This window comes from Pseudoduganella sp. GW821-FHT05F09, from assembly GCF_059419605.1.
The window spans coordinates 40,454-51,632 of the sequence record NZ_JBWKSD010000005.1 but is presented as its reverse complement, the minus strand read 5'-3'; the positions used below and the strand labels follow the sequence as shown (position 1 = coordinate 51,632).

Here is an 11,179-nt window from a genome sequence, read left to right as displayed (position 1 = left end):
GGTCCAGCCGTAACGCCGCCGGTGGGCGGCATTACCAATATTTCAGTGTAGGGCCTAGTTGACGTATACGGAAATACGGAATGCCAATGGAGGTATAAGAAAAAATGATAGCCCAGCAAAAAAAGGTCAGCAAAAAGGGGCCAGGGTTTAGAGCAAGCGGGCGCCGAGCCAGTAGTGGCTGTGGCAGAGGTCGGCTGCCACCTGGCAGGCGAGGCGGCTGACGGCGGCGCCGGCGTTGGTGAGGGGGATGTTTTTGGAGCCGCACAGCACCACCGTGCGCGAGATGGAGGGGTTTTCTATCGGCAGCGCGACCATGGCGCCGCGCTCGATTTCCGCCAGCACCGGCGCCACCGGCAGGATGGTGGCGCCCATGTCGGCGAGGATGGCGGATTTTAGTATGGCGATGGAGTTGATTTCGATGACGTTGGCAGTGGTCAAGCCGGCGCTGCGGGCCACGCTTTCGATCCGCGGCCGCACGCCGTGCTGCGGACCGGGCAGTATCAGCTGGGCCGCCAGCGCTTGTTCCAGCGTCACGCTGGCGCGGCCTTCGGCCCAGGGCGAGCCGGCGCGGCAGATGAAGCGCAGCTCTTCTTCCACCAGCGGGGTGCAGACGAAGGGTGAGAGCTGGCCGTCGTCGAACAGCACCGCCAGGTTGACGCGCCCGGATTTGAGCTGCTCGGCCAGGTTGCCGGTCAGTTCTTCCGTCAATTGCAGCGTAATTTCGGGGAACTGCGCGCGCGCGGCCGACAGCAGCGGCAGCGCCAGCGCGCCGGAAATGCTGTGCGGCAGGCCCAGGGTGACGCTGCCGCTGGGCCGCTCGGCCGACTGGGTGACGGCCGATTTGGCGTCCGCCACCTGTTTGAGGATGGCTTGCGCGTGCTCATAAAAAACCTTGCCGGCGTCCGTGCTGAGCACGCCCTGGGCGGAGCGGTGCAGCAGCTGGACGCCCAGTTCTTCCTCCAGCTGGCGCAGCTGCTGGGTCAGCGCCGGCTGCGCCACGTGCAGCACCGTGGCCGCGCGCGACAGCGAGCCGTGGTCGACGATGGCGACGAAATAGCGGAGTTGGCGTAATTCCATGTGGCGTGGTTGCGATGTTTAGGACAAAAGTATAAATCCGGGGAGAAACTATTTGTTATACTGATTCTAACCTCTCCGATGTCCACAAGTCCCGCAGGCCCGCGTATGCTCAAGAAAGTTGATTCTTCACAGTTGACCGTGGGTATGTACATTCACGACCTGAGTTGCGATTGGATGACCCATCCGTTTATCCGCAACCGCTTCGTCATCAGCAGCGAAGACGAAATCCGCAAAATCCTCAAAGCCGGCATCCACGACGTGGTGATCGACAGTTCCAAGGGCCTGGACGTGCAGGACGCGCCCACGCTGGAGGAGGCCAATCAGGCCACCGAGCGCGAGCTCACCGAGCTGGCCGCCAAGCCGATGGTGGTGACCCGGGTGTCGCTGGGCGAGGAGCTGTCGCGCGCGGCCCAGATCCGCCACCAGGCTTCCACGCTGGTGCGCACGGTGATGCGCGACGCGCGCCTGGGCAAGGCCATCGAGATCGGCCAGGTGCAGCCGGTGGTGCAGAACATCACCGAATCCATCCTCCGCAATCCGGGCGCGCTGGTGGGGCTGTTGCGCATCAAGAACAAGGACGATTACACCTTTCTGCATTCGGTGAGCGTGTGCGCGCTGCTGGTGGCCTTCTGCAATTCGCGCGGCATGGATGCGGACATCACGCGCCAAGCCGGCCTGGGCGGCCTGTTGCACGACACCGGCAAGGCGCTGGTGCCGGACGAGGTGCTGAACAAGCCGGCCGCGCTGACGGACGATGAGTTCGCCATTATCCGCAAGCATCCGCAGGACGGCTACGACATCCTGCGCCAGTCGCCGGAGGTGAACGATATCGCGCTCGACATCACGCTGCACCACCACGAGCGGCGCGACGGCAGCGGCTATCCGAACAAGCTGTCCGGCGACGCCATCAGCGAACTGGCACAAATGGCGGCCATCGTGGACGTATATGACGCCATCACCGCCGATCGCTGCTACCACAAGGGCATGTCGGCGGCCGCCGCGCTGCGCAAGATCTACGAGTGGAGCAAGTTCCATTTCAATCCGCAGTACGCGCAGGAGTTCATGCGCTGCGTGGGTATTTATCCGGTGGGCACCATGGTGATGCTGGAGTCGGGCCGCCTGGGCGTGGTGATCGAGCCGCACGAGACCAATCTGCTGGCGCCCAAGGTGAATGTGTTCTTCCACGCCAAGAAGAATGTCTACATCAAGCCGGAGACGGTGGATCTGGCGCGCGGGCTGGGCTTTGGCGGCGGCGACAAGATCGTCGGCCACGAATCGCCCGCCAAGTGGAATGTCGATCCGATGCGTTTCCTCACCCTGGCGGGCTAGAAGAACTCGGCCTCGTCGTTCGATTCGATCAGCTGCAGCAGGCCGCCGCTGACCAGCTCGTCGTAGTGGCAGACCTTGTTGCGGCCATGGCTTTTGGCGTAGTACAGCGCCTGGTCGGCCTGGCCGAGGATGATCACCGGCGCCTGGTAGGCGCTGATGCTGACATAGCCTATGCTGACCGTCACCTTGCCCACCTGCGGGAATTCGTGCGTTTCCACATTGCTGCGGAAGCGGTCGATGATGCGCGCCGCGTTGGCCTGCGAGGTCGAGCGCAGCAGCACCACGAACTCCTCGCCGCCGAAACGGAACACGCGGTCCTGCGCGCGGAAGGAGGAGGTCAGCAGGTTGGCGATCAGGATCAGCACTTCGTCGCCGTACAGGTGGCCGAATTTGTCGTTGACGTGCTTGAAGTGGTCCACGTCGACCACGGCCAGCCACTGCCTTTCCTCGTCGTTGTGGCGGCGCCGCTCCTGCTCGCCCGGCGGCAGCGCCAGCGCGTCCTGCTCGGCGGTGCTGGCCTGCAGCATCTTGGCCAGCTGGTCGTCGAAGGTCTTGCGGTTGAGCAGGCCGGTCAGCGAGTCGCGCTCGCTGTAGTCGAGCAGGTTCTGGAAGTTGCGGTACACGCTGACGATGCCGCCCACCACGTGGATGGTTTCGCTGGTGTAGGGCGTGGGGTTGATGATTTCCAGGCAGGTGTTGGCCTTGTCGCCCAGCCAGATGGGCAGCCACAGCGTGTGGTTGCCGTCGGCGTCGACCTGGTCGGCCGACTGTTCGTGGCGCGCGATGCAGGCGGCCAGCGCCGGGAACATGCTGATGGGGTCGCCGGCGCAGGACGGATCGGCGTGATCCTCCATGCGGGCCGGGCTGCCGCACACGATGATGGCGCGCGGCCGCACGAACAGCTGGCCGCGCACCGACGTCAGCGTCAGCACGCGGGTCTGGCGCGCGCCAGCCAGCTCCTGGACGGCCGATATCACCGAGACGTCCAGCATCGTGTGGTCGCGGTGGCCAGTCATATCCACCATGTGTTTCAGTAGGGAATCCATCGTCGTTCTCTGATCACGGCACCAAGGCGCACAGTGCTCACAAGCACGAGGCCTTTCCAAAAGACAGCTAAGCAGAATAATCGCTTTTTGTAAGATAGGCAATTCCAGCGTGCGATATTTCTGCTGAAACGCCACGATTCTACCCTTCAATGACGGGCACAAGCGCGTGCTAGCGCCACCATCCCTCGAAAGTTTGATTTAAAACAGTTTCCTTCTTACCACACTGGGTCCGGACGCGCGTTTCGAATGATTCCGTGCGGAAAACTTGCGCTCAATCAACGTCGTCGAAACTGGCAGGAATATAGTGTATTCAATGGCCGCCGGACTGCAGACCGGCTGTGCCAGGGCGTAGCTTTGATTTCTTTTCAAGGGGACCATCATGAACAGTTTTATGCAGGCAGCCCGTGACTTTGCCAGGGATGAGGAGGGGATTACCGCGATCGAATATGGGCTGATCGCGGCGGCCATGGCCGGCGTGATCGCGGTGGCGTTCACGCCGCTCAGGGCGGCCATCGTGGCGGCGTTCGGCGAGATCATCACCGCCATGAACGTGGTCTGACGCAGCCGGGCGCGCCGCTGATCCGGTGCGGCGCGCCCATTCCCCGCTGGGAGGACCCGATGTGGACCGCGACCGAGGTGCTGTTGCTGTGGCTGGTGCTGCAAGCGGCCGCCACTGACCTGGCGCTGCGCAAGATTCCCAATGCCCTGGTGCTCAGCGGTTTGCTGCTGGCGCTGGTGCTGCACGGCTTGGCCGGGCCGCCGCATACGCTGCTGACGCAGTGGCTGGCGGGGCTGCTGGCCGGCTTCTTTCTGTTTCTGCCGCTGTACTTGCTGCGCGGCATGGCCGCCGGCGACGTCAAGCTGATGGCCATGGTGGGCGCTTTCAGCGGTCCGCTGCAGGCGCTCGATATCGCTCTGCTGAGCTTTGCGGCCGGCGGCGTGCTCGGCTTGCTGCTCATGGCGGCCAGCGGCCGGTGGCGGCGCGGCCTGGCCAATCTGCGCGCCATGCTGCTGCCGGCCCTGCTGCGCCTGGCGGGCGTGCCCCTGCAGGCGGTGCCGTTGCAGCCTGGCCACAGCGTCGGCGGCATGCCCTATGGCGTGGCCGTGGCGCTGGGCACGGCGGGCGTGGTGCTGGCGCCGCACTGGCGCGCTTAGCCTTTGCTGTAGCTCAATATCGTCCCGGTTCACCCTTGCTAGTATCGATTCCTCATCGCAATATTTACCAGGAGAATCGCATGATGGAGTTTGCCACCGCACTGCCCGCTACCCGCTGCGAGGAAGACGTCCCAGGCGCGCTGCTGCCGCCGCAGCCCAAATGCGTGCGCGAGACCGGACTGGAACTGCAACTGATCGTGGAGCTGGCCGCCAAGGCCATGTATGTGGCCGGGCGCACCCATCTGCCCATCCTGGCCACGCGGCTGCGGCTGTCGATCAATGTGCTGCGCGAGGCGCTCGATTTCATGGTGGCCGAGCAGCTGGCCGAAGTGGCCTGGCGCGGCGACGCCGATATCGACGTGCAATACCAGTTGACGGCGGCGGGCAAGCTGCGCGCCGCCGGCTGGCTGGAGCGTTCGCCCTACCAGGGGCCGGCGCCGGTGACGCTGGAGGCCTGGCGCGCCATGGCCGCGCGCCAGGCGGCGCAGCTGCCGGTGCCCAGCGCCGAGGACGTGGAAGCGGTGTTCGGCGAGGCCGGGCTGGAGCCGGCGGTGCGCAACCTGATCGGCGCGGCCATGCACGCCGGGCGCTCCATGCTGCTGTACGGTCCGCCCGGCAGCGGCAAGAGCACGCTGGCGCGCAAGCTGGGCCGGCTGCTGCAGGGCACGGTGCTGGTGCCGCACGCGGTGGCGGTGGGGCAGGAGATCATCCAGCTGTACGATCCGGCGCTGCATCTGCCGCCGTCGCTGCCGCCGGGCGCGGCCGGGCGCCAGCCGCTGGAACGGCGCAGCACCGACGCGCGCTGGGTGCTGTGCCAGCGGCCGGTGGTGCAGCTGGGGGCGGAACTGGACGAGTCCATGCTGGAGCTGCGCCACGACGCCTTCTCCGGCTGCTACCAGGCGCCGCCGCATTGCAAGGCCAGCCACGGCCTGTTCATCATCGACGACCTGGGCCGCCAGCGCCTGAGCGCGCCGGCCCTGCTGAACCGCCTGATCCAGCCGCTGGACGCGGGCCAGGACCAGCTGTCGCTGCAGGGCGGCCACAAATTCGCCATGCCTTTCCAGGCCATGCTGGTGTTCGCCACCAACCTGGCGCCGCAGGTGCTGCTGGACGGCTCGGCGCTGCGCCGGCTGGGCTACAAGGTCCACGTGGGCGCGCTCAGCGAGGCCAGCTACCGCAGCCTGTTCCGCCTGCAGTGCCGCGCCGCCGGCGTGGCGCTGGACGACGCCGGCCTGCGCTACCTGATCGAGGAGCTGCACCGGGGCAGCGGCCAGCCGCTGCTGGCCAGCTATCCGCGCGAGATCCTGGGCCGCATCGCCGACTTCGCCGGCTACGCGGGCCAGCCGCCGCGCCTGTCGGTGGCGGCGCTGGACCAGGCCTGGTCTAGCATGTTCGCCGCCTGCTGGCCGGCCGAAGTGCAGTCCCAGGCCCAGGCGGATGCCGGGCAGGCCTGCCTGCGGGCGAGGGCGGCATGAAAAACCGGCGCGCTTACCTGATGCTGGGGCTGGCGGCGGTGCTGGGGCTGGCGGCGGTGCTGCTGGCGTCGCGCTGGCTGCTGCGGCAAACGCCCGGCGCGGCCGGCCGCATCGTGGTGGCCGCCGCCGACGTCAACCTGGGCCAGCGCCTGGCGCCGGACATGTTCAAGCTGGCGGACTGGCCGGCCGACGCGCTGCCGCCGGGCGCGCTGCGCGATCCGGCCCGGCTCAGCGGCCGGGTGCTGAAGACCAGCGTGCTGCGCGGCGAACCGCTGAGCGAGGCCAAGCTGGCCCCGGCCGGCACGCTGGGCGGCCTGTCGGCGCTGATCGCCGAGGGCAAGCGCGCCATCACCGTGCGCGTCAACGACGTGGTGGGCGTGGCCGGCTTTGCGCTGCCGGGCAACTTCGTCGACATCATCGTGCACACCCAGGCCGGCGAGCAGCAACAGCAGCGCGATATTTCCAAGATCGTGCTGGAGCGCATCCTGGTGCTGGCGGTGGCGCAGGAAGTGAGCCGCGACGACACCAAGCCGCGCGTGGTGAACGCCGTCACGCTGGAGGTGACGCCGGAGCAGGCCGAGCACCTGGACCTGGCGCGCAGCGTGGGCAGCCTGTCGCTGGCGCTGCGCAACCAGGTCGACCCGCGCCCGGGCGTGACCAGCGGCGCCACCAAGGGCACGCTGCTGGGCCTGCACGAGCCGGCCCCGGCCGCCGAAACCGCCAAAACCTCCGCACCGCCGGTCCGCCCGGCCGCCGCCGCGCCGCGCCCGCAACTGGCGTCCGCGCCGGCGCGCCAGTGCATCAGCGTGATCAACGGCCTGCACAGCAGCCGGGAATGCCTGTGAGGCCCGCCATGAAAATCTTGTCCATCCTGGCCCTGGCCTGCTGCGTGCAGCAGGCGCTGGCGGCGCCCGCCGGCGAGGGGCCGCGCTGCTCGGGCGAGACGCCGGCCCAGCACAGCCTGGCCCTGCAGCCGGGCAAGTCCACCCTGCTGCGCCTGCCCGAGCCGGTGGCCAGCCGCAGCATAGGCAACCCGGCCGTGGCGCAAGCCATGCTGGTGGCCCCGGACACGCTGTACGTGGCCGGCGTGGATATCGGCAGCACCAATATGGTGGTGCAGGGCAAGAGCGGCAAATGCAGCCTGATCGACCTGGTGGTGGGCATGGACGTGGCCGGCCTGAAAGGCACGCTGGCCGAGCTGCTGCCGCAGGAGAAAAACATCCGCGTGACGGCGGCCGGCGACGCGCTGGTGCTGAGCGGCACGGTGGAGGACGGCGCCACGCTGATGCATGTGCTGGAACTGGCGCACGCCTTTGTGCGCCGGCCGGTGCAGCCGCTGGCGGTCGCGCGCGCGGCGGAGGACAAGGCGCCGCAGCCCGCGCCGCAGCCGGCCGCCGCCGCGCCGGGCGCCGCGGGCGCGAACCTGAGCCGCGTGGTCAACCTGCTGGCCGTGACGGCGCCACAGCAGGTGATGCTGGAAGTGAAAATCGCCGAAGTGTCCAAGACCTTGCTCGACAAGCTGGAAGCGGGCGTGATGCTGCACTACGCCGGCGGCGGCTGGGCCACCACCGTGCTGTCCAATTTCCTGTCCGGGGTGGCGGGCGGCCGGCTCGACCTGAGTAAGGGCGAGAACAAGCGCATCACGCTGGACGCCGAACGCAAGGACGGCCTGGTGCGCATCCTGGCCGAGCCCACGGTGATGGCCATCAGCGGCCAGGAGGGCAGCTTCCTGGCCGGCGGCAAGATCTTCATCCCGGTGGCGCAGGACAAGGACAAGGTCACGCTGGAGGAAAAGGAGTTCGGCGTGGGCCTGCGCTTCACGCCCACGGTGCTGGCGGGCGGGCGCATCAACCTGAAGGTGGCGCCGGAGGTGTCGGAGCTGGCGCGCGAGGGCATAGGCATTACGGCCACCGGCTTTACCGGCAGCGCCATCCTGCCGCTGATCACCACGCGCCGCGCCACCACCACGGTGCAGCTGTACGACGGCCAGAGCTTCGCCATCGGCGGCCTGATACGCAACACCCAGAACACCAGCGTCAAGGGCCTGCCGCTGCTGGGCGAACTGCCGGTGCTGGGCGCGCTGTTCCGCAGCACCGATTTCCAGCACGACCGCAGCGAACTGCTGTTCGTCATCACCGCCCACCTGGTCAAGCCCCTGCCGCCGGGCGAACCGGTGCTGCCCACCGGCGGCATGGCGCCGCCGGCGCGCGGCGAACTGTTCCTGGGCGCCCGCCCGCAAGGAGGACAACCATGACGCCACGCTTACCATTCCGCCCGCGCGCCCCTCTGGCGGCGACGGCATTGCCGATATTGCTGCTGGCTGTGCTGCTGTCGGGCTGCGCCGCCGGGCGCGCGCAGCAGCCCGGCGCCGGCGTCGCGCCGCTGCCTTTCGGCGAGGCCACCCGCGCCACACTGGCGCTGCAGATCGCCAATCCGGACGCGGCCCGCCAGGCCCACGCGCGCGGCCAGGCGGCGGCCGGCATGGACGGCGGCGCCGCCAGCCAGGCGCAGGGCCGCTACCAAAAAAGTTTTACCGAAGCGGCGCCGCAACAGGGCAGCTTCACCATCGGCGTGAGCGGGGCCAAGTGATGCGCCGCGCCGTCCACCGCAGCCCGGCGCGCCAGCGTGGCGTGCTGTCCCTGCTGTTCGCGCTGCTGCTGCCGGTACTGCTGTGCGTGATCGGCATGGCGCTGGACCTGTCCTTGCTGTACCAGCAAAAAAGCCGCCTGCAAAATCTGGCGGACGCGGCGGCGCTGGCCGCCGCGCGCTCGCTGGACGGCACGGCGGCCGGGGTGGGCATTGCGGCCGACCAGGCACGCATCGTGGCCGAACAGCAGAGCTATCAGGGGAGCGCGCTGTCCTGGAAGCCGGCCGCGCTCACATTCAGCGCCACCCCGGACGCGGCGGACGCGGCCTGGGTGGACGCGGCCGCCGCCGCCGCCGCGCCGGCCGGGTTGGCCTACGCCAAAGTGGACACCCGGGAACTCGACGCGAGCCTGGTCAACACCGTTTTCCTGCGCATGGCCGGCGTCGCCCGGCAGGTCAGCATGGTGGGCCGCGCCGTGGCCGGGCGCGCGCGGGCGCAGGTGACGCCGCTGGCCATCTGCGCCATGGGCGCCGCCAGCAGCACGCGCATCAATCCCGGCGCCGCCTCCACCGGAACGGGCGCCGGCGCGCAGGAGCTGGTGAGCTACGGCTTCCGCTACGGCGTGTCCTACAACCTGCTCAAGCTGAACGCCGGGGTGAACACCAGCACGGCGGAATATTTTCTGGTCGATCCATTCCAGTATGCCGGCCCCGCGCCGGGGCCGGTGCAGCAGACCGGCGACGCGGTGCTGGCGCCTTTCATGTGCAGTGGCACGGTGCAGCTGCCGCGCGTCACGGGCGCCGCGCTCAGGCTGCGCCGCCCGGCCGGCTTCACGCTGGGCGAGCAGCTCAATTCGCGCTTCGGCGTGTATGGCGCCGGCGCGCTGGCCTGCGTGCCGGCCACCGCGCCGCCGGACACCAATGTGCGCGAGTTCGGCACGGCCAGCGCCGCGACCTGGATGGTGCCGCCGCCCGCCGGCCCCAGCGCGCAGCCGGCCGCGGCCGCGTCCGGCCAAAAGTACAACACCGTGGCCGACCGCGCCACGGGCCCCGACGACGCGGCCAAGTATGGCCCGTTGTGGACTTACGGCCCCGCCAAGCAGGCTGCGGGCGGCGCGGCCATCCTCCGCAGCCAATGGCCCTTCCTGTATCCGGTGACTGCCGGCCCGGTGCCCTCGGCCCCTGCGTACACGGCGACGGCGCCGTATTTCCGCACCAGCGGCAGCTATTTCCTGCCGCCGTCCCAGCCGTCGCTGGCGGGGCGGCGCGTGCTGACCATTCCGCTGCTGCAATGCCCGGTGGCGCCCGGCGCCGACACGCAGGCGGTGGCGCTGGCGCTGGGCCGCTTCCTGATGACGGCGCAGGCCGACTCGGACGGCGTGTACGGCGAATTCATCGGCGTGGCCGATGAGAACGATCTGGGCGGCGGCGTGGAGCTGTACCGATGAAGGCGGCGCTGCGCAGGGGCCGCGTGCGCGGCGCCATCCTGGTGGAGCTGGCGCTGATCCTGCTGCTGACGTATTGGGTGGCGCCTTGCGTGCTGACGGTGGGGCGCGCCATGCGCCAGCAGATGCTGCTGGAAAAAGCGGCCTACGCGGCGGCGAGCCGGATGGCGGCGCTGCCGCGCCTGCAGATGGGCAAGGTGGCCAGTTACCAGCAGGCGGAGGCGGCGCTGCGCGCCGAGGTCCTGGCGCAGCTGGGCGGCGAACACATCGACACGTCGGATCTGAGCTTGGCCGTGGTGTGCGATGCCGCCTGCGGCGTCGCCACCAGTTTGCCGCAGCGCATCAAGGTGAGCATGCTGCTTACCGTGCACGCGGCCCAGTGGGACGGCCTGAGCGGCTTTCTGCTGGGCCACGACGGCTTGCTGCTGCGGACGGAAGTGGTGCTGCGCTATGAAAACTAAACGCCGTGCGCGCGGCGCCGTGCTGGTCGAGCTGGTGCTGGCGCTGCCGCTGTTCCTGGTGGTCATGTACGGTCTGCTGGAGTGCGCGCGCCTGGTGTATCTGTGGAACACGCTGCAGGCAGTCACGCGCGCCGCCGTGCGCGCCGCCGCCGTCACCGACTACAACGACGCGGCGGCGATGGAGCAGCTGCGCCGGCGCGCGCTGCTGCGGACCGGCGCCGGCCCGCTGGCGATGGGGGCGCCGGTCGACGGCAGCTATCTGCGCATCGAGTACCTGTGGCAGAACGCCGCCGGCGCGCTGCAGCCGGTGGCGGCGGGCGCGCGCGCGCCGTGCCCGGCGCTGAACCTGCTGTACTGCCTGCGCAACCCGAACGGCAGCGACTGCATCCGCTTTGTGCGGGCCAGCATCTGCAGCCCGGCCGACGCGGACAGTTGCCAGCCGGTGCCGTTCGAGCCGCTGCTGCCGCCTTTGCCGCGGATGAACTGGCAAGGCCTGGCCTTGCCGCCCTCGGATTCCACGGCGCGCGCCGGCGCGCTGGGATACCAGCCGGGCAGCGCGCTGTGCGCCGCGCCTGCCCCGCCGCCTCCCTGACACGGCGCACCAC

Annotated in this window: 12 protein-coding genes; 10 read left to right on the top strand and 2 right to left on the bottom strand. The window is 69.0% G+C overall.

Going from position 1 to position 11,179, the window contains the following annotated elements:
• Window positions 1-147 precede the first annotated feature (147 nt).
• Window positions 148-1,077, bottom strand: a complete 930-nt coding sequence (locus AC07S4_RS17140) for a LysR substrate-binding domain-containing protein (RefSeq protein ID WP_494987807.1) — start codon at window positions 1,075-1,077, stop codon at window positions 148-150.
• Window positions 1,078-1,155: 78 nt separating this feature from the next.
• On the opposite strand from AC07S4_RS17140, the gene AC07S4_RS17135 reads away from it, so the two are divergent.
• Window positions 1,156-2,406: an HD-GYP domain-containing protein gene (locus AC07S4_RS17135; protein ID WP_494987806.1), complete on the top strand. Its 1,251-nt coding sequence runs from the start codon at window positions 1,156-1,158 to the stop codon at window positions 2,404-2,406.
• Here the strand turns inward: AC07S4_RS17135 and AC07S4_RS17130 are convergent.
• Window positions 2,403-3,452, bottom strand: coding sequence for a GGDEF domain-containing protein (locus AC07S4_RS17130; RefSeq protein WP_494987805.1), 1,050 nt, complete (start codon window positions 3,450-3,452; stop codon window positions 2,403-2,405). The genes AC07S4_RS17135 and AC07S4_RS17130 overlap by 4 nt on opposite strands.
• Before the next feature lie 379 nt (window positions 3,453-3,831).
• Between AC07S4_RS17130 and AC07S4_RS17125 the strand changes: the two genes are divergently transcribed.
• The 9 genes from AC07S4_RS17125 to AC07S4_RS17085 all read left to right on the top strand — a co-directional run bounded on the left by AC07S4_RS17125 (window position 3,832) and on the right by AC07S4_RS17085 (window position 11,166).
• A complete protein-coding gene (locus AC07S4_RS17125) occupies window positions 3,832-4,011 on the top strand; it encodes a Flp family type IVb pilin (protein ID WP_161074999.1) in 180 nt (59 codons plus the stop codon).
• A gap of 59 nt (window positions 4,012-4,070) precedes the next feature.
• Window positions 4,071-4,607: a prepilin peptidase gene (locus AC07S4_RS17120; protein ID WP_494987804.1), complete on the top strand. Its 537-nt coding sequence runs from the start codon at window positions 4,071-4,073 to the stop codon at window positions 4,605-4,607.
• Between the two features lie 80 nt (window positions 4,608-4,687).
• A complete protein-coding gene (locus AC07S4_RS17115) occupies window positions 4,688-6,082 on the top strand; it encodes a DUF8689 domain-containing protein (RefSeq protein WP_494987803.1) in 1,395 nt (464 codons plus the stop codon).
• A complete protein-coding gene (gene cpaB / locus AC07S4_RS17110) occupies window positions 6,079-6,927 on the top strand; it encodes a Flp pilus assembly protein CpaB (RefSeq protein WP_494987802.1) in 849 nt (282 codons plus the stop codon). Before AC07S4_RS17115 ends, cpaB begins: the two co-directional genes overlap by 4 nt.
• An 8-nt stretch (window positions 6,928-6,935) precedes the next feature.
• A complete protein-coding gene (locus AC07S4_RS17105) occupies window positions 6,936-8,336 on the top strand; it encodes a type II and III secretion system protein family protein (protein ID WP_494987801.1) in 1,401 nt (466 codons plus the stop codon).
• Window positions 8,333-8,671: a hypothetical protein gene (locus tag AC07S4_RS17100; protein WP_494987800.1), complete on the top strand. Its 339-nt coding sequence runs from the start codon at window positions 8,333-8,335 to the stop codon at window positions 8,669-8,671. Before AC07S4_RS17105 ends, AC07S4_RS17100 begins: the two co-directional genes overlap by 4 nt.
• Window positions 8,671-10,116, top strand: coding sequence for a pilus assembly protein TadG-related protein (locus tag AC07S4_RS17095; protein WP_494987799.1), 1,446 nt, complete (start codon window positions 8,671-8,673; stop codon window positions 10,114-10,116). The genes AC07S4_RS17100 and AC07S4_RS17095 overlap by 1 nt, the downstream gene beginning before the upstream one ends.
• Window positions 10,113-10,574 (top strand): hypothetical protein, encoded by a 462-nt coding sequence (locus AC07S4_RS17090; RefSeq protein WP_494987798.1) that lies wholly within the window; start codon window positions 10,113-10,115, stop codon window positions 10,572-10,574. The genes AC07S4_RS17095 and AC07S4_RS17090 overlap by 4 nt, the downstream gene beginning before the upstream one ends.
• Complete coding sequence (locus AC07S4_RS17085) at window positions 10,564-11,166, top strand: TadE family protein (RefSeq protein WP_494987797.1); 603 nt, start codon at window positions 10,564-10,566, stop codon at window positions 11,164-11,166. The genes AC07S4_RS17090 and AC07S4_RS17085 overlap by 11 nt, the downstream gene beginning before the upstream one ends.
• Window positions 11,167-11,179: the final 13 nt, after the last annotated feature.